Here is a 21859-nt window from a genome sequence, read left to right as displayed (position 1 = left end):
GCGACGAAAGGCGACGACGGTGCGCGGGCCACGAGCTCGCGCACCGTTTTTTCATTCCGATAGAGGAAAGTCAAGGAGACGGTTGTGGCCGAAATTCAAGTGGAACGCGCCGAAGGCGTGATGACGATCACGATCGCGCGCCCGGCGAAGAAGAACGCGCTGACGGCGGCGATGTACCAGACGATGGCCGATGCGCTCGCCGACGCGCAGGAAGACAAGGCGATCCGCGTGATCCTGCTGCGCGGCAGCGACGGCAATTTCAGCGCGGGGAACGATCTCGAGGATTTCCTGAAGTCGCCGCCGAAGGACGACACCGCATCGGTGTTCCAGTTTCTCGCGCGGATCAGCAGCGCGAGCAAGCCGATCGTGGCCGCGGTGCCGGGCCTCGCGATCGGCGTCGGCGTGACGATGCTGCTGCACTGCGATCTGGTCTACGCGGCCGACACCGCGACGTTCTCGCTGCCGTTCGCGCAGCTCGGGCTGTGCCCGGAAGCCGCGTCGAGCGTGCTGCTGCCGCGCCTGGCCGGCCATCAGATCGCCGCCGAGAAGCTGCTGCTCGGCGAGGCGTTCGACGCGCTGGAAGCGCACCGGATCGGCATCGTCAACCGCGTGCTGCCGGCGGCCGAGCTCGACGCGTTCGCGGCGAAGCAGGCGGCCAAGCTCGCGGCGCTGCCGGCGTCGTCGCTGCGGGTGACGAAGGCGCTGCTGAAGGAGACGGGCGGCGTGGCGACGTCGGCGCGGATGGCCGAGGAAGCGGGCCACTTCGCCGCGATGCTGCGCGCGCCGGAAGCGCGCGAGGCGATGACGGCATTCTTCGAGAAGCGCAAGCCGGATTTTCGTCAGTTCGACTGACGGAGCAGGCCGTGCCGGCGGCGGATCGCCGGCCCGCGCCCGCGCTTGCGGTCACGCCGTGCCGTAGTCGACGTAGCCGGTTTCGCGGCAGAAGCTGACGAGCCGCAGGCCGGCCGCCTTCGCGATCTCGATCGCGAGCGACGACGGCGCGGAGATCGTCGCGACCAGCGGGATGCCTACTCGCGCGGCCTTGCGCACCAGCTCGTAGCTCGCGCGGCTCGACAGGAACACGAAACCGTCGGTGGCGTCGGCGCGCGACAGCACGAGCGAGCCGATCAGCTTGTCGAGCGCGTTGTGGCGGCCGACATCCTCGAATGCCATCCGGATCGCGCCTGTTGCATCGCACCACGCGGCCGCGTGCAGGCCGCCGGTCAGTTTCGTGAGCGCCTGGTGCGACGGCAGCCCGTGCGCCGCGCGCGCGAGCGCGTCGGGCGCGAGGCGTGCCAGAAAGCCGGTGTCGGGCACGCGCTCCGGCGCGAGGTCGAGCAGGTCGATGCTTTCGATCCCGCATACGCCGCAGCCGGTGCGCCCGGCGAGCGCGCGGCGCCGGTCCTTCAGCGCGGCGAATGCCTGCTGGACGACCTCCAGATGCACTTCCGCATGCGGCAGCGGTGCATCGGCGTGCAGGATTACCTCGATGTCCTTGATGTCGCTGCCGCGCGCGACGATCCCTTCCGAGATCGCGAAGCCGACCGCGAACGCCTCGAGGTCGCACGGCGTACACATCATCACCGCGTGCGAAATACCGTTGAACACGAGCGCGACCGGCCATTCCTGGCCCACGTGGTCGTGCGCGGTTTCCACGGTGCCGCCGCGCGTGCGGCGCACGGGCAGTTCGATCGCGCCGCGCGGTTCGTCGCGCAGCGCGTCGCGCGGTTGATCGATCTTGGTCGGATTCACGAGCACTCCCGTTGATTCGAGGCACGGCCGGCGACAATCGTGCCGCCGCCCGCGCGCAGAGGTTCTAAAATACCCCAGGCAGGCCGGCCGCGCCGGCATCCGCCACGTCAGGTAACGACCATGGGACTCAGCGACGCTCCGTTGCTCTTCAACTTCGAACACGATTCGTCGGAAAACTTCACGTACATCCCGATGATCGTGCGTTTCAATCTCGACCGCTTCGGTCTGCGGATTTCGCTCGAACAGTGGCAATTGTTGCCGCTCGAGGACCGCAAGCTGCTCGCGCGCTTCCCGGCCGACGACGACACCGCGATCGAGCCCAACTTCGATCATGCGCTGTTCGAAATGCTGCGCACGCATGCGGATCTGGAACCGTCATGGTTCCAGCCGGACGAGCAGCCGGCCTGGCGCACCGTCGACGCGGTGCCGGAATCGCTCGTGCAGCAGAGCGCGCTGGCCGGGCTGACGGCGCCCGCGCTCGCGCAGTGGCAGCGGCTCGCGCCGTTCCAGCGCTACGTGCTGGTGAAGCTGTCGCGCAAGCCGAAGCTGAATCACGATTTCCTGCCCGCGATGCGGGAGTTCGGGCTGACGGCCACGCACTGACGCGGCCGTGCGCCGCGCGGCCGCGGCGCGCGCCGGTCAGAGCGGCGGCAGTTGCCGCGGCTTGCGGTCCGTGCCGGTCGCGACGTACGTGAGCGTCGCTTCGGTAACCTTCACGACTTCGCCCATCAGGCGCATGCGCTGCGCGTACACCTCGACGTCGACCGTGATCGACGTGTTGCCGGTGCGCATGATGGTGGCGTAGAAGCTCAGCAGGTCGCCGACGAACACCGGCTGCTTGAACACGAACGAGTTGACCGCGACCGTCGCGACGCGGCCGTTCGCGCGCTGGCTCGCGGGGATCGAGCCGGCGATGTCGACCTGCGACATGATCCATCCGCCGAACACGTCGCCGTGGACGTTCGCGTCGTGCGGCTGCGGGACGACGCGCAGCGCGGGCTGCTTCTGCGGGAGTTCGAGGGTCGAATCGGTCATGGCGGGGGCTTTCATCCTGTAATAAATGGGCCGCCGCGCGCAGGCGGGCCGGCGAGGCCGCCGGCAGCGGCGCGAAGCGGCTTCTGCGACAATACAACGTTCGCAAATTGTACGAGAAAGCGCGCGAGCCGGCCGTCGAACCACGTGCCGTGCCTCGCCACAGAGACTCCCCCATGCGCCGATTTCCTGCTTCCGGCGAGCCCGTGCCGGCTTCGACCGGGCCTCGCAACGACTGGCAGACCATCCGGTCGCTGCTGCCGTACCTGGCCACCTACAAATGGCGCGTCGCGCTCGCGCTCGGCTGCCTGATCGGCGCGAAGGTCGCGAACCTCGGCGTGCCGATCGTGATGAAGCGCATCGTCGACCACCTGTCCTACGTGCAGCAGATCACCGCGCTCGGGCGCGCCGAGCAGTCGGCCGGCATCGTGCTCGCGGGTGGCGTCGGGCTGCTGGTCGTCGCGTATGCACTCGTGCGGCTGTCGACGTCGCTGTTCACCGAACTGCGCGAGATCCTGTTTTCGAAGGTCACCGAAAGCGCGGTGCGCCAGCTCGCACTGCAGGTGTTCCGGCACCTGCACGGGCTGTCGCTGCGGTTCCATCTCGAACGCCAGACGGGCGGCATGTCGCGCGACATCGAACGCGGCACGCGCGGCATCCAGCAACTCATTTCGTATTCGCTGTACAGCATCCTCCCGACGCTCGTCGAGGTCGGGCTCGTACTCGGCTTCTTCGTGGTCAAGTACGAGGCCTATTACGCGTACGTGACGTTCGCGGCGCTGGTCACGTACATCGTATTTACCGTGAAGGTCACCAACTGGCGCACCCATTTCCGCCGCACGATGAACGAACTCGATTCGCGCGCGAACTCGCGGGCGATCGATTCGCTGATCAACTACGAGACGGTGAAGTACTTCGGCAACGAGGAGTGGGAGGCGCAGCGCTACGACGAGAATCTCAAGCGCTACCGCAAGGCCGCGATCCGCTCGCAGAACTCGCTGTCGGTGCTGAACTTCGGCCAGCAGGCGATCATCGGCACCGGGCTGGTGTTCATCCTGTGGCGCGCGACGCAGGGCGTGCTCGCGGGCAAGCTGACGCTCGGCGATCTCGTGCTGATCAACACGTTCATGCTGCAGCTGTACATTCCGCTGAACTTCCTTGGGGTCGTGTATCGCGAGCTGAAGCAGAGCCTCACCGACATGGACCGGATGTTCGGGCTGTTGTCGGCCGCGAAGGAAGTGGCCGACCGGCCCGAGGCGCGGCCGCTCGCGGTGGCCGGCGCGCAGGTGCGCTTCGAACACGTGAACTTCGCGTACGAGCCGGCGCGGCCGATCCTGCACGACGTGACGTTCACGATCGATGCGGGCACGACGACCGCGGTGGTCGGCCACAGCGGTTCGGGGAAATCAACGCTGTCGCGCCTGCTGTTCCGTTTCTACGATCTCGACCGCCAGGCGGGCGGCGCGATCCGGATCGACGGCCAGGACATCCGCGACGTCACGCAGGATTCGCTGCGCGCGTCGATCGGGATCGTGCCGCAGGACACCGTGCTGTTCAACGACTCGATCTACTACAACATCGCGTACGGCCGGCCGACCGCGACGCGCGACGAGGTGGTCGCGGCGGCGCGCGCCGCGCACATCCACGATTTCATCGAAAGCCTGCCGAAGGGCTATGACACGCCGGTCGGCGAGCGCGGGCTGAAGCTGTCGGGCGGCGAGAAGCAGCGCGTCGCGATCGCGCGCACGCTGCTGAAGGATCCGCCGGTGCTGCTGTTCGACGAGGCGACGTCGGCGCTCGATTCGCGCTCGGAGCGCGCGATCCAGCACGAACTCGACCAGATCGCGCGGCATCGCACGACGCTCGTGATCGCGCACCGGCTGTCGACGGTCGTGCACGCGCAGCAGATCCTCGTGATGGATCACGGCCGGATCGTCGAGCGCGGCACGCACGACGAACTGGTGCGCGCGGACGGGTTGTATGCGCAGATGTGGGCGCTGCAGCAGCAGCGCGCGGCGGCCGGCGGCGAGGAGGCCGAGGCCGTGTAACAACGGGCGGCGCTGCACGACGCGCTGTCGTGCGGGGCGGCCCGCCGTCCGGTCAGCCCGCGGCGCGCAGCCGCGCGTCGAGCTCGCCGAGCTGCGCGGGCGTGCCGACGTTCTCCCAGATACCTTCGTACAATTCGCCGGTCGCAAGTCCGGCCTCGATCGTCGTCTTGAAGTAAGGCGCCAGCGCTCGGTGCGTGCCGGGCACGATGTCGCGGAACATCCGCGTGTCGTACACGCCGATGCTGCCGAACGTCACGCGCGGCGTGCCAGCGAGCGACAGCCGGCCGTCGTCGCGGAGCACGAAATCGCCGGCCGGATGGAACGGCGGGTTCGGCACCATGACGAGGTGCATCGTCGGCGTGGCCAGCGCGGCCATGTATGCCGCGCGGGGCGCGAGCGTCCGGTAGTCGAATGCGCAGAACACGTCGCCCGCGACCGCCGCGAACACGGCCGGCTGCCCGTCGCGCTCGATGAGCGGCAGCGCCTGCGCGATGCCGCCGGCCGTTTCCAGCGCGTCGCCCTCGGCGGAATACGCGAGCCGCACGCCCCAGCGCGAACCGTCGCCGAGCGCGGCTTCGATCTGCTCGCCGAGCCACGCGTGGTTGATCACGATCGTCTCGATGCCCGCGCGTGCGAGCGCCTCGATCTGCCACACGATCAGCGGCTTGCCGCCGGCTTCGAGCAGCGGTTTCGGGCGGGTGTCGGTCAGCGGGCGCATCCGTTCGCCGCGCCCGGCGGCGAAGATCATCGCCGTGGTCAGGGTAGTACTCATGTTCGACTGGGCGTGAGGACGGTCAGAACGTATAGCCGACGTCGGCCGGCGCGTTGCCCTCGAGCTCGTCGAGCAGCTTCGCGAACGGCACGAGCGGGCGATAGCGCAGCGCGACCTTGCGCGCATAGGTCAGGAAGCGCGGCAGGTCGTTCAGGTAGTGCGGCTTGCCGTCGCGGTAGTTGATGCGCGCGAACAGGCCGAGAACCTTGATGTGGCGCTGCAGCCCCATCCATTCGAGCTGGCGGTAGAACTCGCCGAAATCGGGATCGACCGGCAGGCCGGCCTTTTTCGCCTTTTCCCAGTAGTACGCGAAGCAGTCGAGCTCGAACTCCTCGTCCCAGCTGACGAACGCGTCGCGCAGCAGCGACACGACGTCGTACGTCAGCGGCCCGTAGACGGCGTCCTGGAAGTCGAGCACCCCCGGATTCGGCTCGCAGACCATCAGGTTGCGCGGCATGAAATCGCGCAGCATGAAACCCTGCGGCTGCGCATGGGCGCTCGCGACCAGCAGCGCGAACGTGCGGTCGAGCGTGCCGCGCATCGCGTCGGTGACGGGCTTGCCGAGATGACGGCCGACGAACCATTCGGGCAGCAGCTCCATTTCGCGGCGCAGGAACGCTTCGTCGAACGGCGGCAGCACGTCGGGTTTCGACGTGAGCTGGAAGCGGATCAGCGCGTCGAGCGCGTCGCGCATCAGCGGCCGCGCGGCGACCGGGTCGGCCGGGTCGAGCACCGAGATGTACGACGTGCGGCCGAGGTCCGTCACGAGCATGAAGCCCGCGTCGAAACCGTGGGCCAGCACGTCCGGTACGTGGTCGCCGGCCGCGGCGAGCAGCTGCGCGACCTGGACGAATTCCCGGCACTTCTCGGGCGGCGGCGCGTCGACGGCGATCAGCGTGCCGCCGGGGCTCGCGGCCGAGGCGACACGGAAATAGCGGCGGAAACTGGCGTCCGACGACGCGGGCGCGAGGGTCGACAGGTCGAGGGCATAGCGCTCGGCGAGCGGTTGCAGCCACGCGGTCAGGGCGTCGAGGCGGGCGTCGGGCTGGGATGCGGCGGATGGGGGCGTCATGAAACTCGGCGGAGGGGGGAACGTCTTGCCATATAATACCCCACGACTTTTTTGACGCGCCCCGCGTCAGCTTCCGCCGTGCAGGCCCGCTGCCTGTCGCGCCGCCCGCCCGATCGCCTCCCCGGTTTGCGCTCAGCCGCAGTCGCGGTGCGACGGCGCGGCCCGCCGTGCGCGCATGTGCCGTGAAGGCGCGGTTGACAAGGGGCGATTCGCCAAACGATAGATGCCGCCCAAACCGCTATTCCCGAATGTTTTCCCCGGTGACGGGGCGCCGCGCAAACGGCGGCTCGCGCTCGCGCTCCTGGCCGTGCCCGGCCTCGTGCCGGCCGTGTCGTACGCGCAGCTGTCGGGTGCGGCCGCGCAGCCGCAGCCGCTCGACTCGCCGTGGGATCTGCGCCTCGCGCCCCAGCTCGAGGATCATCCGCTGAAGGACGGCGCGAAGCCGGCCGCCTTCGTGATCGCCGACCACACGAGCGGCACCGCCGAGCAGGACCTCGCCGCCAAGGGCTCCGCCGAGCTGCGGCGCGGCGACGCCGTCGTGAAGGCCGACGCGCTCCACTACGATCAGGATACCGACATGGCCGATGCGTACGGCCAGGTCAAGGTGATCAATGGCGGTACGTCGTTCGCGGGCCCCGAGGCGCACCTGAAGATCGAGGCGAACCAGGGCTTCATGACGGCGCCGAAGTACCACTTCAACATGACGGGCGGCTCGGGTAGCGCCGAGCGCGTCGACATGGTCGACAACGAGCGCTCGGTGTTCGTCAACGGCACCTACACCGCGTGCCAGTGCTCGACGAACCCCGCGTGGTACATCAAGGGCAGCCGCTTCGACTTCGATACGGGCGCCGACGAAGGCACCGCGCGCAACGGCGTGCTGTTCTTCCAGGGCGTGCCGATCTTCGCGAGCCCGTGGATGACGTTCCCGCTGTCGGGCGAGCGGCGCAGCGGCCTGCTGCCGCCGACGTTCTCGGTGAACTCGAGCAACGGCTTCGAGCTGACGCTGCCGTACTACTTCAACATCGCGCCGAACCGCGACCTGACGCTCACGCCGCGCATCATCTCGCGGCGCGGCGTGATGACCGAGGCGACGTTCCGCTACCTGTCGCCGTCGTATTCGGGCACCTTCACGGCCAACTACCTGCCGGACGACCGGCTCGAGCACCGCAACCGCTACGCGATCTACTGGCAGCACCAGCAGAACTTCGGCGGCGGTTTCGGCGGCTACGTCTACTACAACAAGGTCTCGGACAACACGTATCCCGAACAACTGGGTTCGATGAACCAGTTCATCAACGGGACGCAGACGTTGTACCAGCAGGAGGCGGGCCTCACGTACAACAACGGTCCGTGGTCGGTGCTCGCGCGTTACCAGCACTGGCAGACGCTGCCGCCGTCGATCGCGCCGTACAGCCGCGAGCCGCAGTTGAACGTGAAGTACACGAAGTACAACGTCGGCGGCTTCGACTTCGGCGCGGAAGCCGATTATTCTCGGTTCCGCATCACGACGGCCGACGCGACCGAAGGCGATCGCATCGTCTTCAACCCGTATATCGCGTACGGCGTGTACGGCCCCGGCTACTTCGTCGTGCCGAAGGTCCAGTACCACTTCGCGTCGTACGACCTGAACTACCTGTCGTCGACCACGCCGAACAACCCGAAGCGCTTCACCGAGTCGATCCCGACCGTGACCTTCGATTCGGGCCTGATCTTCGATCGTTCGGTGCGCCTGTTCGGCCAGGACTTCATCCAGACCCTCGAGCCGCGCCTGTACTACGTGTACACGCCGTATCGCAACCAGTCGAACGCGCCGCTGTTCGACACCGCGGAATCGGATTTCGGCCTCGCGGAGATCTACCAGCCGAACACGTTCGTCGGCAACGACCGGATCGCCGACGCGAACCGGATCACGGCCGGCCTGACGTCGCGCTTCATCGATCCGCGCACCGGCGACGAGCGCGCGCGTTTCGTGATCGCGCAGCAGTACTACTTCGCCGATCAGCGCGTCACGCTGAACCCCGGGCAGAGCGCCGTGCTGGCGCGCCATTCGGACCTGATCGTCGGCGCCGCGCTGAAGCTCGGCTCGGGCTTCATGTCGGAGACGGCGTTCCAGTACAACCAGAACAACAACCAGCTCGTGAAGTCGAGCGTCGGTTTCGGCTACAGCCCGGGCGAGCGCCGCGTGATCAACGTCGGCTATCGCTACACGCGCACGAACACCACGCTCGACAACCAGCCGATCAACCAGTTCCTGGTGTCCGCGCAATGGCCGCTCACGCGCCGCCTGTATGCGATCGGCCGCTTCAACTACGATCTGGCCGGCGATCGCGTGGTCGACGGTCTGGTCGGCTTACAATACGACGCGGATTGCTGGGCGCTCGGGGTCGGGGTGCAACGGGCGGCGAACGGCATCAATTCGTCGGGACAGCAGAACTCGTCGACGCGATTCATGATGCAGCTGACGCTCAAGGGCCTGTCGACCGTCGACAACGGCCTCGTGTCGGCATTCCGCGCCGGGGTACCGGGCTACACGCCGCTGCCGCCGCCGCCGCCGCCGATGTCCCGCTTCAGCAACTACGAGTAACGCCGGCTTGTCTGCACCGGTCAGCACGATTTCAATGGAGTTTCAGTGGCAATGAAGAAAAACCTTCGTTTCGCGGCAGTCGTGTCCAGCCTCGCCGCGTCCGCCGCGCTGCTCGCCGCCGCGCCGGCCGCGGCGCAGGCGCTCGGTTCGCAAGGTGCGCAGCTCGCCGACGAAGTCGTCGCGGTCGTCAACAACGACGTGATCACGGGCCGCGAACTCGACCAGCGTGCCGGCCTGATCGCCCGCCGGCTGCAGCAGCAGAATGCGCCCGTGCCGCCGACCGACCAGCTGCGCGCGCAGGTGCTGAACCAGATGGTGCTCGAGCGTATCCAGGTGCAGAAGGCGAAGGACGACGGCATCCGCATCGACGACGCGACCGTGCAGTCCACGCTGCAGCGTCTCGCGCAGGCGAACGGGATGACGCTCGAGCAGTACCGTGCGCGTCTCGAGGCGCAAGGCGTGCCCTGGAGCATCTTCACGAGCGATGCACGCACCGAGCTGATGCTGTCGAAGCTGCGCGAGCGCGAGGTCGACGGCAAGATCACCGTGTCGGACGCCGAAGTCGCGAACTACATCGCGAGCCAGCGCGGGCCGAACGCGTCGCAGCAGCAGGATCTGCGCTTCCAGCACATCTTCATCAAGGCGCCGACCAACGCGCCGCAGGCCGACATCGAGGCCGCGCAGAAGAAGGCCGAGGCGCTGCTGCAGCAGGCGAAGTCGGGCGCCGACTTCGAGCGCCTCGCGAAGAACAACTCGGAAGCGAACGACGCGAAGAAGGGCGGCGACCTCGGTTTCAAGGCGCCGAGCGCGCTGCCGGCCGACGTCGTCGACGCCGCCTCGAAGCTGCGCCCGGGCCAGGTCAACCCGACGCTGATCCGCGTGCCGGACGGCTTCGAGATCGTGCGTCTCGTCGACCGCCGCCAGAGCCAGGGTGCGACCGCCGCCGCGCCGAAGATCGTCCAGACGCACGTGCGCCACATCCTGCTGCGAGTCGGTGAAGGCAAGTCGGAAGGCCAGGCGCGCCAGCAACTGGTCGACATCCGCAACCAGATCGAGGCCGGCGGCGATTTCGCGAAGTTCGCGCGCACCTACTCGCAGGACGGTTCGGCGTCGCAGGGCGGCGATCTCGGCTGGATCAGCCCGGGCGAGACCGTGCCGGAATTCGAGCGGGCGATGAACAGCCTGCAGGACGGCCAGGTCAGCCAGCCGATCCGCACCGAGTACGGTTACCACCTGATCCAGGTGCTGAACCGCCGCGAAGCGGAAGGGTCGGTGCAGCAGCAGATGGACATCGCCCGCCAGGCGATCGGCCAGCGCAAGGCCGAGCAGGCCTACGCCGACTGGCTGCGCGAACTGCGCGATTCGTCGTACGTTCAGTACAAGATCGGCGGCGTCGCCCCGGCGAACTGAGCGAGCTTCGGATGACCACGCCCGCGCTGCAGATCGCGATCACGACCGGCGAACCCGCGGGGGTCGGCCCGGAGCTGACCGTGCAGGCGCTGCGTGACGCCGCGCAGCGCTGGCCCGACGCGCATTTCACCGTGCTCGGCGATGCGGCGCTGCTCGACGCGCGTGCGGCGGCAGTCGGCGCCGAGCGCACCGTGCTGGCCGGCGGCGCACCGGTATCGGTCGCGCACCACGCGCTGGCCGTGCCCGCGCAGGCAGGTACGCTGGACGCGGCGAACGGCCGGTACGTGCTCGGGCTGCTCGACGCGGCGATCGACGGCGCGCTGGCCGGCCGGTACGACGCGATCGTGACCGCGCCGCTGCAGAAGAGCACGATCAACGATGCGGGCGTGCCGTTTACCGGCCATACCGAATACCTGGCGGAGCGCACGCATACGCCGCGCGTCGTGATGATGCTGGCGGGCACCGGCGACAAGCCGCTGCGCGTCGCGCTCGCGACGACGCACCTGCCGCTGAAGGATGTGTCCGCCGCGCTGACGATCGACGGTCTCGTCGAGACGCTCGCGATCATCGACCGCGACCTGCGGCGCGACTTCGGCCTCGCCGCGCCGCGCATCCTCGTGACGGGCCTGAACCCGCACGCGGGCGAGAACGGTTATCTCGGCCGCGAGGAGATCGACGTGATCGCGCCGGCGCTGGCCCGTGCGAACGCGCTGCGCATCGACGCGCGCGGCCCGTATCCGGCCGACACGCTGTTCCAGCCGCGCCATCTGGCCGATGCCGATTGCGTGCTCGCGATGTTCCATGACCAGGGCCTGCCCGTGCTGAAGTATGCGACCTTCGGCGAGGGCATCAACGTGACGCTCGGGCTGCCGATCATCCGTACGTCGGTCGATCACGGTACCGCGCTCGATCTGGCCGGCACGGGTCGCGCCGATCCGGGCAGCATGATCGCCGCGCTCGATACGGCCGTCACGATGGCGCGCCATCGCCGCGCGGCCTGACGCGGCCTCACCTCTTTCGTCGTATTTTTCGTCTTACTCAGTCGATGTCGAACAGCAGACAGCACCAAGGCCATTTCGCGCGCAAGCGCTTCGGGCAGAACTTCCTCGTCGATCACGGCGTGATCGATTCGATCGTGGCGACGATCGGCCCCGCGCGCGGCCAGCGCATGGTCGAGATCGGCCCCGGGCTCGGCGCGCTGACCGAGCCGCTGATCGAGCGCCTCGCGACGCCCGAGTCGCCGCTGCACGCGGTCGAGCTCGACCGCGACCTGATCGGCCGCCTGCAGCAGCGCTTCGGCGCGCTGCTCGAGCTGCATGCGGGCGACGCGCTCGCGTTCGACTTCCGTTCGCTGGCGGCGCCCGGCGACCAGCCGTCGCTGCGCATCGTCGGCAACCTGCCGTACAACATTTCCAGCCCGCTGCTGTTCCACCTGATGACGTTCGCCGATGCGGTCATCGACCAGCATTTCATGCTGCAGAACGAAGTCGTCGAACGGATGGTCGCGGAGCCCGGCACGAAGGCGTTCTCGCGCCTGTCGGTGATGCTGCAGTACCGCTACGTGATGGAAAAGATGCTCGACGTGCCGCCGGAATCGTTCCAGCCGCCGCCGAAGGTCGATTCGGCGATCGTCCGGATGATTCCGTACGAGCCGCACGAACTGCCGGACGTCGATCCCGTGCTGCTCGGCGAAATCGTCACCGCCGCGTTCTCGCAGCGCCGCAAGATGCTGCGCAACACGCTCGGCGACTATCGCCAGACGATCGATTTCGATGCGCTCGGTTTCGATCTCGCGCGTCGTGCCGAGGACGTGAGCGTGGCCGAATACGTCGGCGTCGCGCAGGCGCTCGCGGCAGTGCGCAAGGCCGGCTGACGCGCGGCGCGCGAAGCCGGACCGCAGGTGACGAAAGGGCTGCCCGACGGGCAGCCCTTTTCATTGCACGCGTGTATGTGGCCGGTCGCCTACGCCCGCCTGTGCGGCGGCGCGTTGACGAGCGCGATGCCGGCCAGCACGAGCGCGGCCGCGGACATGAAGCGCCAGCCGACCGACTCGCCGAGCAGCAGCACGCCGAACGCGACGCCGAACAGCGGCGACAGGAACGTGAAGACGGACAGCCGCGACGCACTGTAGCGCGTCAGCAGCCAGAACCACGACAGGTAGCTGACGAACGCGACGATCACCGACTGGTACGCGAGGCTCGCCACCGCGATCGGCGTCACGTGCGCGAACGACACCTGGCCGAACAGCGCGGCGAGCGCGACCAGCACGACCGCCGACACCGCGAGCTGGTAGAACAGCGTCTTGCTCGCGCTCGCCCGCGCGAGCGCCGTCGAGCGCACGACGACCGTCGTCGCGGCCCACATCGCGCCGCCGAGAATCCCGAGCGCGTCGCCGGCCAGCCCGGCCAGCACCGAAGCGCCGGGCGCGCGCGGCGTCAGGAAGCCGTCCGCGAACGCGAGCGCGATGCCGGCGAACGCGAGGCCGACGCCGGCCCATTGCGTGCGCTGCAGCCGCTCGCCCGGTGCGAACAGGTGCAGGCCGAGCGCGGTGAAGCACGGCGCCGTGTACAGGAAGATCGCCATGTGCGATGCGCTCGTCAGCGTGAGCCCGAAGAACACGCAGATGAATTCGCCGGCGAACAGCGCACCGGCCGCGAGGCCCGCGCCGAACGTGCCGTCGGCCCGGAACAGCGGTGTGCCGCGCGCGCGGGCCCAGCCCCACAGCAGCGCGGCGGCGATCACCGAGCGCAGCCCGGCCTGGAACATCGGCGCGATCGCGGCGTTCGTGTACTTGATCGCGACCTGCTGGAAACCCCAGATCGCGCACAGCAGCAACATCAGGCCGGCGGCGCGCAGGTCGAGCGCGCGGCGCACGGGGGCGGCGGCGAGTGGGGTCATCGGCGCGCCTCGCTCGATCGGGACGGCGGCAGCGAGGCTGGGCGGGCGGCGCGTCGGGCGCGCTCGAATTGGCGGTTTCGCACGGCGGTGTGGCGTCAGGGAAGGGTGGGTGGTCGCGTTCGGGTGGTGCGTGGCATGCCCGCTTTTGGTGCGAAGTGGAGGGATGTTACCCGATCGGCACGATCGACGGGGCGAGCCGGACCGTGCCGTTTTCCGCCATTGCGCGCGTGCCCCGATGCGCGGTATCGGCCGCCCGGTCTAGGCGCCCCCGGCTAGGCGCCCCCGGCGAGTTTCACCCGACTCTGGTAGAGTTTCCGGTTCTGGAAAGTCCCCACAGGAGTACAAGACATGCGTTTGCTGCATACGATGCTGCGAGTTGGCGATCTCGACCGCTCGATCAAGTTCTACACCGAATTGCTCGGCATGAAGCTGCTGCGTCGCGAGGATTATCCGGAAGGCAAGTTCACGCTTGCGTTCGTCGGCTACGAAGACGAACGCACCGGCACCGTGATCGAGCTGACCCACAACTGGGATACGCCGTCCTACGATCTCGGCAACGGCTTCGGCCACCTGGCCGTGGCGGTCGAGGATGCGTACGCCGCGTGCGAGAAGATCAAGGCGCAAGGCGGCAAGGTCACGCGCGAAGCAGGCCCGATGAAGCACGGCACGACCGTGATCGCGTTCGTCGAGGATCCGGACGGCTACAAGATCGAGTTCATCCAGAAGAAGTAAGCGCCGGACGAACGGGCCGCCGCGTGCGATGCGCATGGCGGCAAAAAGGGCGATGCGGGGTGACCCGCATCGCCCTTTTGCATCGACGGCGCTGCTGCGCGCGTCATGTCAAAGCGACGGCAGCAGCTCGGGCGGGTGGTGCTTGAGCGTGTGCCGCGCTTCGCGGAACTCGGGGAAGATCGATTCGACGGTCTGCCAGAACGCCGGGCTGTGGTTCATCTCGCGCAGGTGCGACAGCTCGTGTGCGACGACATAGTCGATGATCGACATCGGGAAATGGATCAGCCGCCAGTTCAGGCGGATCTTGCCGTCGCTCGAGCAGCTGCCCCAGCGCGTCGCGGCCGACGACAGCGCGTACATCGAATACGTGACGCCGAGTTTTTCCGCGTAGACCGGCAGGCGTTCGCCGAAGATGCGTTTCGCCTCGCCCTGCAGCCAGCCCTGCACGCGATCCTTGATCTGCTGCATGTCGGCCTGCACGGGCAGTGGCAGCGACAGCCGCAGCGCATCGGCGTCGAATGCGACGGCGCCCGCGCCGAGCGCGATCGTCACCGTCTTGCCGAGATACGGCAGCTGCGCGCCATCGCGCCAGTCGATCTGCGGCAGCGCGCGCTGTTCGGTGCGCGTCTTCCACTCCGCGAGCTTCGCGAAGATCCAGCGCTGCTTCTCCGAGATCGCCGCTTCGATGTCGGCGAGCGTGACCCAGCGCGGCGCGGTGATCGACAGCCCGCTGCCGTCGATCGTGAAGCCGATCGTACGGCGTGCCGACCGCTTCAGCCGGTATTCGAGCACGCGGCTGTCGAGCGCGAACGTGCGCACGCGCGAGCGGTCGGGTGCCGCGCCCGGAGCGGGCGGGGCGGTGGGAGCGGCTTCAGGCGGCGCCGGCGGCGTGGCGGGCGCCGACGGTGCGGCGGCCGGCCCGTCGAAGAGCGGCAGATCCATCTGGCGATGATCGAGGGCCACGACGGCAGGCCGTGGCCGCGGACGCTGTTTCATCAGTTCGCTTCTTTTTGTCGTACGCAACGGCTGCAATCCGGGGGCTTCAGGCACGCGCGGCATCGCGCGTGCCGGCATTGCCCGCCTGGCGATAGGAATCGGGATCGATGCGGCGCATTTCCGCTTCGATCCATGCTTCGACCTGCGAGTTCAATGCATCGGGCGTCAACCCGTCGCTGGGGATCGGCTTGCCGATCGACACGGTGACGATACCCGGAAATTTCGTGAACGAGTTGCGCGGCCAGACCCGACCTGCATTGTGCGCGATCGGCACGACCGGCGTGCCGGTTTCGATCGCGAAGCGTGCGCCGCCCGTCTTGTACTTGCCCTGCTTGCCGACCGGCGTGCGCGTGCCTTCGGGGAACATGATCATCCAGGCGCCTTCCGACAGGCGCTTCTTGCCCTGGCGGATCACCGACGCGAACGCGTTCTTGCCTTCCTTGCGGTTGATGTTGACCATGTGCAACATGCCGAGCGCCCAGCCGAAGAACGGCACGTACAGCAGCTCGCGCTTGAACACGTAGCAGAGCGGCTTCGGCATCAGCGCCGGAAACGCGAGCGTCTCCCACGCCGACTGATGCTTCGACAGCAGCACGGCCGGGCCGTCGGGCAGGTTTTCCATCCCCTCGATCCGGTAGCGGATGCCGTTCAGCCAGCGCACGACCCACAGGGTCGACTTGCACCAGCCGGCGGCCATCCAGTAGCGCGCGTCGGGGCGCATGAACGGGAACGCGATGAAGCACGCGGTGGCGTACGGCACCGTGTACAGGATGAAGTAGATCAGCAGCAGCAGGGAGCGGACGAAGCGCATCGGCGTGAGTCTGGTGTGAGGGAGGATGCGCGCGGCTGCCGCATCACTCGTGTTCGTGTGAAAGGAAGTCGAGCGCGAACGCGCGCAGGTCGTCGTGGACCTTCGTGCCGGGCGGCAGGTTGCCCGCGGCGAGCGTCTTCTTGCCCTTGCCGGTCAGCACGAGGTGCGGCTGGAAGCCGACCGCGACGCCGGCCTGCAGGTCGCGCAGCGAATCGCCGACCACCGGCGTGTGGCCGGGATCGATCTCGAAGCGCTCGGCGACCATCTGCATCATGCCGGGTTTCGGCTTGCGGCAGTCGCAGTGATCCTCGGCCGTGTGCGGGCAGAAGAACACCGCGTCGATGCGCGCGCCGACCGCGGCCGCCGCGCGATGCATCTTCAGGTGCATCTCGTTGAGCGCGGCCATGTCGAACAGCCCGCGACCGATGCCGGACTGGTTGGTCGCGACGACCACGCGATACCCCGCGTGGTTGAGCCGGGCGATCGCCTCGAGGCTGCCGGGCAGCGCGATCCATTCGTCGGGCGTCTTGATGAACGCATCCGAATCGACGTTGATCACGCCGTCGCGGTCGAGGACGACGAGCTTTCGGTTGGGGCTGATCGGCATCGTGCGGCCCTTATGCGGCGAGCTTCGAGATGTCGGCGACGCAGTTCATCTGCTGGTGCAGCGCGGACAGCAGCGCGAGACGGTTGGCTCGCAGTGCCGGATCTTCCGCATTGACCATCACGTCGTTGAAGAACGTGTCGACCGGCGCGCGCAGCGCGGCGAGCGCCGACAGCGCGCCCGTGTACGCGCGTGCCTCGAGCTGCGACTGCACGTGCGGCGTGACGGCCGCGAGCTGTTCGTGCAGCGCCTTCTCGGCGGCCTCGACGAGCAGCGCCGGCTGCACCGTGCCGTTCGCGCCGCCTTCCGACTTCTTCAGGATGTTCGAGATCCGCTTGTTCGCGGCCGCGAGCGCTTCGGCTTCCGCGAGGCGCGTGAATTCGCGCACCGCGTCGAGGCGCGCGACGAGATCGTCGACGCGCGTCGGGTTCAGGCTCAGCACCGCGTCGATTTCGCCGGCCGAATAACCGCGCTCGCGCAGCAGGCCGCGCAGGCGATCCATGAAGAACGCGAGGATCGCGTCGGTCGATTCGGCGACGCCCGGCACGCCTTCGAAGCGCGCGTGGGCCGTGCGCAGCAGCGACACGAGATCGAGCGGCAGCTGCTTCTCGAGCAGCAGGCGCAGCACGCCGAGCGCGTGGCGGCGCAGCGCGAACGGGTCCTTCTCGCCGGTCGGCGCGAGGCCGATGCCCCAGATGCCGACGATCGTCTCGAGCTTGTCGGCCAGCGCGACGGCCGTCGACACGGGCGTGGTCGGCAGCGCGTCGCCGGAGAAGCGCGGCTGGTAGTGCTCGGCGCACGCGAGCGCGACGTCGTCGGCTTCGCCGTCGTGGCGCGCGTAGTACGTGCCCATCGTGCCCTGCAGTTCGGGGAACTCGCCGACCATGTCGGTCAGCAGGTCGGCCTTCGCGAGGCGCGCGGCGCGCTTCGCGTGCGCGGCGTCGGCGCCGATCGCGGGCGCGATCTCGCCGGCCAGCGCCTCGAGGCGCTCGACGCGCGCGAGCGCCGAGCCGAGCTTGTTGTGATACACGACGTTCGCGAGTTGCGGCACGCGGTCGGCGAGCGGCTTCTTCTTGTCCTGCTCGAAGAAGAACTTCGCGTCGGCGAGGCGCGGGCGCACGACGCGCTCGTTGCCTTCGATGATCTCGCCCGGCGTCTTCGTCTCGATGTTCGACACGATCAGGAAGCGCGAGCGCAGCTTGCCGGCGACGTCGGTCAGCGCGAAATACTTCTGGTTCGTCTGCATCGTGAGGATCAGGCATTCCTGCGGAACCTGCAGGAATTCGTCCTCGAAGCGGCACGGGTAGACGACCGGCCATTCGACCAGCGACGTCACTTCGTCGAGCAGCGATTCGGGCATCACGACGGTATCGCCGTTCGCGTGTTCGTTCAGTTGCGTGCGGATCGTTTCGCGGCGATCGGCGAAGTGCGCGATCACGCGGCCCTTGTCGCGCAGCGTGTCGGCGTACGCGCGCGCATGCTGGATCGCGACGAGGCCGTCGGACAGGAAGCGGTGGCCGAGCGTGGTGTCGCCGGCATCGACGCCGAACGCGGTGACGGGCACGATGCGGTCGTCGTGCAGCACGGTCAGGCGGTGGACCGGGCGCACGAACTTCACGTCGGAGCCGTCCGGGCGCTGGTACGTCATGAACTTCGGGATCGGCAGCTTCGCGAGCGCTTCGTCGAGCGCGGCCTGCAGGCCGTCGGCGAGCGTCGCGCCGGCCGCAGAGTAGTTGATGAAGAACGCTTCGGCCTTGCCGTCCTGCGCGCGCTCGAGATCGGCGATCGACAGGTTCGGGTGGCCGAGTGCCGCGAGCTTCTTCGCGAGCGGGGCCGTCGGCTTGCCGTCGGCGTCGAGTGCGACCGACACCGGCAGGACTTTTTCGCGGACCTGCTTGTCAGGCGCGACGGCGCGCACGTTCTGCACGACGACGGCGAGGCGGCGCGGCGTGGCGTAGCGTTCGAACACGAGTTCGCCTTCGACGAGGTCGCGCGCCGCGAGGCGTTGCGCGAGACCTTCCGCGAATGCGTCGCCGAGGCGCGCGAGGGCCTTCGGCGGCAGCTCTTCGGTCAGCAGTTCGACGAGCAGGGGGGCGGGATGATTGTGCGTCATGGTTGGAATGATTCTCGTCTCGTCAGTCCTGATCGATCTTGCGTTCGACCTTGAGCGGCGGCGCCCATGCCGGCTGCGCGGCGTCCTGGGCGTCGGTGGTGAGGCCCGGCACGCCCGGCGGGTTGCCGAGCATCGGGAAGCCGAGCTTCTCGCGCGAGTCGTAGTAAGCCTGCGCGACGAGACGCGACAGTGCGCGGATGCGGCCGATGTACGCCGCGCGCTCGGTGACCGAGATCGCGCCGCGGGCGTCGAGCAGGTTGAACGTGTGGCCGGCCTTCAGCACGAGCTCGTACGCGGGCAGCGCGAGCTGCGCGTCGATCATCTTCTTCGCTTCCGCTTCGTAGCTGTTGAAGAACGTGAACAGCAGGTCGACGTTCGCGTGCTCGAAGTTGTAGGTCGACTGCTCGACCTCGTTCTGGTGGTACACGTCGCCATACGACAGGCGGCGCAGCTCGGGGCCGTTCGGGCCCTGCTCTTCCCACTCGGTCCACACGAGGTCGTACACGTTCTCGACCTTCTGCAGGTACATCGCGAGGCGTTCGAGGCCGTACGTGATCTCGCCGAGCACCGGCTTGCATTCGAGGCCGCCGACTTCCTGGAAATACGTGAACTGCGTGACTTCCATCCCGTTCAGCCACACTTCCCAGCCGAGCCCCCACGCGCCGAGCGTCGGGTTTTCCCAGTCGTCCTCGACGAAGCGCACGTCGTTCTGCTTCAGGTCGAAGCCGAGCGCTTCGAGCGAGCCGAGGTACAGGTCGAGGATGTTTTCCGGCGCCGGCTTGAGCACGACCTGGTACTGGTAGTAGTGCTGCAGGCGGTTCGGGTTCTCGCCGTAGCGGCCGTCCTTCGGGCGGCGCGACGGCTGCACGTACGCGGCGCGCCACGGCTCGGGGCCGACCGCGCGCAGGAACGTGTGGACGTGCGACGTGCCCGCGCCGACTTCCATGTCGATGGGCTGGAGCAGGGCGCAACCCTGCTTGTCCCAGTAGGACTGCAGCGTCAGGATGATTTGCTGAAACGTAAGCATGAAGAGCCTTCGTGGCGCTGGCGCTCCGTTGCGGGCGGCGCTCCGGGCGGGGCCCGGAGGGTCGGCTCGCGCGGCGGCGCGGCTTGTTAGTGTGCTGAAACGCGTAATTTTACCGGATCGGCGAGCGGATGCGGCCGGAACGCGGGCGAGGCCGCCGCCGGCGCGCTTCCGGAAGGGGCGCACGAGCGGGCGGCGCGGTCCGTGCGGCCGCCCGCGGGGTTGTCGCGACGCGCATGCCGTGCCGCTTCGCGCGGGCGTTAAGATGCGCATATTGCGGCGCGCGCCACGCGTGCCGCGTCACCGCTTGCCGACGCCGATCGCATGGACGACCCGACCGACCTCCTCATTCCGCTGCTTCCGCCGCTGCTCGCGCTGCTCGGCCAGGCCGCCGACGCGCAGGCGCGCGGCGAGCGCGCCGCGCACGATCTGTGGCTCGCCGCTGCCGCCCATCTGCACGCGGTCGACGCCGATGCGCTCGCGCAGCTCACGACGACGCTCGTCGCGCGGCAGCGCACGGCCGATGCGCTCGCGCTCGCCGAATGCGCGGCGCGCGTGCGGCCGGGCGCGACCGCGTACTTCAATCACGGTTACGCGCTGCAGATGGCCGACCGCCACGCGGATGCCGTCGCGCCGTACCGCGCGGCGCTGGCGATCGATGCGGGCCGGCCGTCGTTGCGCAACAACCTCGCGATCGCGCTGCGGTTGTCGGGCGGCGACCGCGCGGAGGAGATCGCGCTGCTCGACGCGGCCGTGAAGCACGATCCGCAAGACGTGCAGGCGTGGATCAATCTGGTCGTCGCGCGGATCGCGGCGCACGACCTCGACGGCGCGCTCGCGTGCGCCGCGCGGCTGGACGACCTCGCGCCCGGCAACGCGCTTGCGATGAACAACGTCGCGATGGCGATGAAGGAGGCGCAACGCTGGGACGATGCCGAGCGTTACGCGGCGCGTGCATGCGAGCTGGCGCCCGACGACGCGTCGTTCCGTTTCAACCTCGCGATCATCCAGCTCGTGCGCGGCAACTACGCGGCCGGCTGGCGCGGCCACGAGGCGCGCTGGGACGGCGCGGGCGAACTGCGCGGCCGCCGGCCGGCGCTGCCGGGTCCGCGCTGGCAGGGCGAGCCGCTGGCAGGCAAGACGCTGCTGGTATGGGGCGAACAGGGGCTCGGCGACGTGCTGCAGTTCTGCCGCTACGTCGCGCCGCTCGCCGAGCGCGTGCATCGCGAAGGCGGCCGGCTCGCGTGGAATACGTTCCCGCAGGTCGGCACGCTGATGCAGCGCAGTCTTGGCGCGCACGTGGACGTATTCGGTGCGGGCGGCGGCGTCGACGCGCTGCCGGCATTCGATTACGAGGTGCCGCTGATCGGCCTGCCGCTGATGCTCGGCATGGAGAACGAGACGCTCGGATCGTCGGTGCCTTACCTGCGGGCCGATCCGCACGCGCGCGATGCGTGGCGCGCGCGGCTTGCGGGCGAGCGCCGGCTGAAGGTCGGGCTCGTGTGGACGGGCAGCGCGGGCCACCAGCGCAACCCGTTTCGGCGCGTCGGGCTCGAGCGCTATGCGGACGCGTTTCGCGGGATCGACGGCGTCGCGTTTTATTCGCTGCAGCCGGGCGCGCACGCGGATGTCGCGGCGGCGCGCGCGGCCGGTTTCGCGATCGAGGATTTCACGGCGGAGCTGACGAGCTTCGACGATACGGCCGCATTCATCGGCGCGCTGGATCTGGTGATGACCGTGTGCACGTCGGTCGCGCACCTGGCGGGCGCGCTCGGGGCGCGCACGTGGGTGCTGCTCGACGTGAATCCGCACTGGCCGTGGATGCTCGAACGCACGGACAGCCCGTGGTATCCGAGCGTGACGTTGTACCGGCAGCCGGCGTTCGACGCGTGGCAGCCGGTGATGGAGGCGGTGAGTCGCGACCTGCGCGGCCTCGTCGCGCAGCCGGATCGACCGGGTCAGCCGGCCCGGCAGGCCTGAACGGCCGGCAAGCGGTCACCGGCCGCCGCTT

The 21859-nt window shown here is 68.7% G+C and carries 19 protein-coding genes; 9 read left to right on the top strand and 10 right to left on the bottom strand.

Annotation, left to right across the window (positions count from 1 at the left end; all coding sequences use genetic code 11):
• The first annotated feature begins 84 nt into the window (after positions 1-84).
• The gene (locus tag AC0KUR_RS32165; protein ID WP_034189009.1) at positions 85-852 is read left to right on the top strand and encodes an enoyl-CoA hydratase; all 768 of its coding nucleotides are present in this window, start codon (positions 85-87) and stop codon (positions 850-852) included.
• Between the two features lie 51 nt (positions 853-903).
• On the opposite strand, the gene fdhD is transcribed toward AC0KUR_RS32165, so the two are convergent.
• Entirely contained in the window at positions 904-1758 is an 855-nt protein-coding gene (gene fdhD / locus AC0KUR_RS32160) for a formate dehydrogenase accessory sulfurtransferase FdhD (protein WP_059560508.1), read from the bottom strand.
• A gap of 114 nt (positions 1759-1872) precedes the next feature.
• Here fdhD and AC0KUR_RS32155 point away from each other — a divergent pair, with 114 nt between their 5' ends.
• The gene (locus AC0KUR_RS32155) at positions 1873-2355 is read left to right on the top strand and encodes a nitrate reductase associated protein (protein WP_034189010.1); all 483 of its coding nucleotides are present in this window, start codon (positions 1873-1875) and stop codon (positions 2353-2355) included.
• 36 nt (positions 2356-2391) lie between these two features.
• On the opposite strand, the gene AC0KUR_RS32150 is transcribed toward AC0KUR_RS32155, so the two are convergent.
• On the bottom strand, positions 2392-2787 hold the full coding sequence (locus AC0KUR_RS32150) for an acyl-CoA thioesterase (protein WP_034189011.1): 396 nt from the start codon (positions 2785-2787) through the stop codon (positions 2392-2394).
• Positions 2788-2960: 173 nt separating this feature from the next.
• Between AC0KUR_RS32150 and AC0KUR_RS32145 the strand changes: the two genes are divergently transcribed.
• Positions 2961-4832, top strand: coding sequence for an ABCB family ABC transporter ATP-binding protein/permease (locus AC0KUR_RS32145; protein ID WP_473376897.1), 1872 nt, complete (start codon positions 2961-2963; stop codon positions 4830-4832).
• A gap of 52 nt (positions 4833-4884) precedes the next feature.
• On the opposite strand, the gene murU is transcribed toward AC0KUR_RS32145, so the two are convergent.
• On the bottom strand, positions 4885-5604 hold the full coding sequence (gene murU, locus AC0KUR_RS32140) for an N-acetylmuramate alpha-1-phosphate uridylyltransferase MurU (protein ID WP_069706268.1): 720 nt from the start codon (positions 5602-5604) through the stop codon (positions 4885-4887).
• 22 nt (positions 5605-5626) lie between these two features.
• Complete coding sequence (locus tag AC0KUR_RS32135) at positions 5627-6676, bottom strand: aminoglycoside phosphotransferase family protein (RefSeq protein WP_473376896.1); 1050 nt, start codon at positions 6674-6676, stop codon at positions 5627-5629.
• Positions 6677-6899: 223 nt separating this feature from the next.
• Here AC0KUR_RS32135 and AC0KUR_RS32130 point away from each other — a divergent pair, with 223 nt between their 5' ends.
• The 4 genes from AC0KUR_RS32130 to rsmA are packed head-to-tail and all read left to right on the top strand — an operon-like array spanning position 6900 to position 12543.
• Positions 6900-9260, top strand: a complete 2361-nt coding sequence (locus AC0KUR_RS32130) for an LPS-assembly protein LptD (protein ID WP_034189015.1) — start codon at positions 6900-6902, stop codon at positions 9258-9260.
• A gap of 51 nt (positions 9261-9311) precedes the next feature.
• Positions 9312-10670, top strand: coding sequence for a peptidylprolyl isomerase (locus AC0KUR_RS32125; protein ID WP_034189016.1), 1359 nt, complete (start codon positions 9312-9314; stop codon positions 10668-10670).
• Between the two features lie 11 nt (positions 10671-10681).
• Positions 10682-11671, top strand: coding sequence for a 4-hydroxythreonine-4-phosphate dehydrogenase PdxA (pdxA, locus tag AC0KUR_RS32120; protein ID WP_124609662.1), 990 nt, complete (start codon positions 10682-10684; stop codon positions 11669-11671).
• 44 nt (positions 11672-11715) lie between these two features.
• Entirely contained in the window at positions 11716-12543 is an 828-nt protein-coding gene (gene rsmA / locus AC0KUR_RS32115; RefSeq protein WP_034189018.1) for a 16S rRNA (adenine(1518)-N(6)/adenine(1519)-N(6))-dimethyltransferase RsmA, read from the top strand.
• A gap of 89 nt (positions 12544-12632) precedes the next feature.
• Here the strand turns inward: rsmA and AC0KUR_RS32110 are convergent, their stop codons facing one another.
• Complete coding sequence (locus AC0KUR_RS32110; protein ID WP_473376895.1) at positions 12633-13568, bottom strand: DMT family transporter; 936 nt, start codon at positions 13566-13568, stop codon at positions 12633-12635.
• Between the two features lie 348 nt (positions 13569-13916).
• Here AC0KUR_RS32110 and gloA point away from each other — a divergent pair, with 348 nt between their 5' ends.
• Positions 13917-14300, top strand: a complete 384-nt coding sequence (gloA, locus tag AC0KUR_RS32105) for a lactoylglutathione lyase (protein ID WP_034189019.1) — start codon at positions 13917-13919, stop codon at positions 14298-14300.
• Positions 14301-14408: 108 nt separating this feature from the next.
• On the opposite strand, the gene AC0KUR_RS32100 is transcribed toward gloA, so the two are convergent.
• Genes AC0KUR_RS32100 through glyQ form a run of 5 tightly spaced genes read right to left on the bottom strand, consistent with a single transcriptional unit; the run spans position 14409 to position 19851 of the window.
• The gene (locus AC0KUR_RS32100) at positions 14409-15296 is read right to left on the bottom strand and encodes a M48 family metallopeptidase (protein ID WP_034189020.1); all 888 of its coding nucleotides are present in this window, start codon (positions 15294-15296) and stop codon (positions 14409-14411) included.
• A 46-nt stretch (positions 15297-15342) separates the two neighbouring features.
• Positions 15343-16107 (bottom strand): lysophospholipid acyltransferase family protein, encoded by a 765-nt coding sequence (locus AC0KUR_RS32095; RefSeq protein WP_034189021.1) that lies wholly within the window; start codon positions 16105-16107, stop codon positions 15343-15345.
• Between the two features lie 43 nt (positions 16108-16150).
• Positions 16151-16714, bottom strand: coding sequence for a D-glycero-beta-D-manno-heptose 1,7-bisphosphate 7-phosphatase (gene gmhB, locus AC0KUR_RS32090; protein WP_034189022.1), 564 nt, complete (start codon positions 16712-16714; stop codon positions 16151-16153).
• A 10-nt stretch (positions 16715-16724) separates the two neighbouring features.
• A complete protein-coding gene (glyS, locus tag AC0KUR_RS32085; RefSeq protein ID WP_034189023.1) occupies positions 16725-18824 on the bottom strand; it encodes a glycine--tRNA ligase subunit beta in 2100 nt (699 codons plus the stop codon).
• A 22-nt stretch (positions 18825-18846) separates the two neighbouring features.
• Positions 18847-19851, bottom strand: coding sequence for a glycine--tRNA ligase subunit alpha (gene glyQ / locus AC0KUR_RS32080; RefSeq protein ID WP_006477868.1), 1005 nt, complete (start codon positions 19849-19851; stop codon positions 18847-18849).
• 321 nt (positions 19852-20172) lie between these two features.
• On the opposite strand from glyQ, the gene AC0KUR_RS32075 reads away from it, so the two are divergent.
• Positions 20173-21828 (top strand): hypothetical protein, encoded by a 1656-nt coding sequence (locus tag AC0KUR_RS32075; protein ID WP_473376894.1) that lies wholly within the window; start codon positions 20173-20175, stop codon positions 21826-21828.
• Positions 21829-21859 lie beyond the last annotated feature (31 nt).

This window comes from Burkholderia sp. YHN3-13 (assembly GCF_055810675.1).
This window is presented reverse-complemented; position numbering and strand designations above follow the sequence as displayed.

Excerpts from the sequence above, each read along its gene's own strand:
- AC0KUR_RS32155 (WP_034189010.1), top strand. The coding sequence starts at position 1,873 with ATGGGACTCAGCGACGCTCCGTTGCTCTTCAACTTCGAACACGATTCG.
- gmhB (WP_034189022.1), bottom strand. The coding sequence starts at position 16,714 with ATGCCGATCAGCCCCAACCGAAAGCTCGTCGTCCTCGACCGCGACGGC.
- AC0KUR_RS32100 (WP_034189020.1), bottom strand. The coding sequence starts at position 15,296 with ATGAAACAGCGTCCGCGGCCACGGCCTGCCGTCGTGGCCCTCGATCAT.
- AC0KUR_RS32150 (WP_034189011.1), bottom strand. The coding sequence starts at position 2,787 with ATGACCGATTCGACCCTCGAACTCCCGCAGAAGCAGCCCGCGCTGCGC.
- pdxA (WP_124609662.1), top strand. The coding sequence starts at position 10,682 with ATGACCACGCCCGCGCTGCAGATCGCGATCACGACCGGCGAACCCGCG.
- murU (WP_069706268.1), bottom strand. The coding sequence starts at position 5,604 with ATGAGTACTACCCTGACCACGGCGATGATCTTCGCCGCCGGGCGCGGC.
- AC0KUR_RS32110 (WP_473376895.1), bottom strand. The coding sequence starts at position 13,568 with ATGACCCCACTCGCCGCCGCCCCCGTGCGCCGCGCGCTCGACCTGCGC.
- glyQ (WP_006477868.1), bottom strand. The coding sequence starts at position 19,851 with ATGCTTACGTTTCAGCAAATCATCCTGACGCTGCAGTCCTACTGGGAC.
- AC0KUR_RS32095 (WP_034189021.1), bottom strand. The coding sequence starts at position 16,107 with ATGCGCTTCGTCCGCTCCCTGCTGCTGCTGATCTACTTCATCCTGTAC.
- rsmA (WP_034189018.1), top strand. The coding sequence starts at position 11,716 with ATGTCGAACAGCAGACAGCACCAAGGCCATTTCGCGCGCAAGCGCTTC.
- AC0KUR_RS32075 (WP_473376894.1), top strand. The coding sequence starts at position 20,173 with ATGGACGACCCGACCGACCTCCTCATTCCGCTGCTTCCGCCGCTGCTC.
- glyS (WP_034189023.1), bottom strand. The coding sequence starts at position 18,824 with ATGACGCACAATCATCCCGCCCCCCTGCTCGTCGAACTGCTGACCGAA.
- AC0KUR_RS32145 (WP_473376897.1), top strand. The coding sequence starts at position 2,961 with ATGCGCCGATTTCCTGCTTCCGGCGAGCCCGTGCCGGCTTCGACCGGG.
- AC0KUR_RS32135 (WP_473376896.1), bottom strand. The coding sequence starts at position 6,676 with ATGACGCCCCCATCCGCCGCATCCCAGCCCGACGCCCGCCTCGACGCC.
- AC0KUR_RS32130 (WP_034189015.1), top strand. The coding sequence starts at position 6,900 with ATGCCGCCCAAACCGCTATTCCCGAATGTTTTCCCCGGTGACGGGGCG.
- gloA (WP_034189019.1), top strand. The coding sequence starts at position 13,917 with ATGCGTTTGCTGCATACGATGCTGCGAGTTGGCGATCTCGACCGCTCG.
- AC0KUR_RS32125 (WP_034189016.1), top strand. The coding sequence starts at position 9,312 with ATGAAGAAAAACCTTCGTTTCGCGGCAGTCGTGTCCAGCCTCGCCGCG.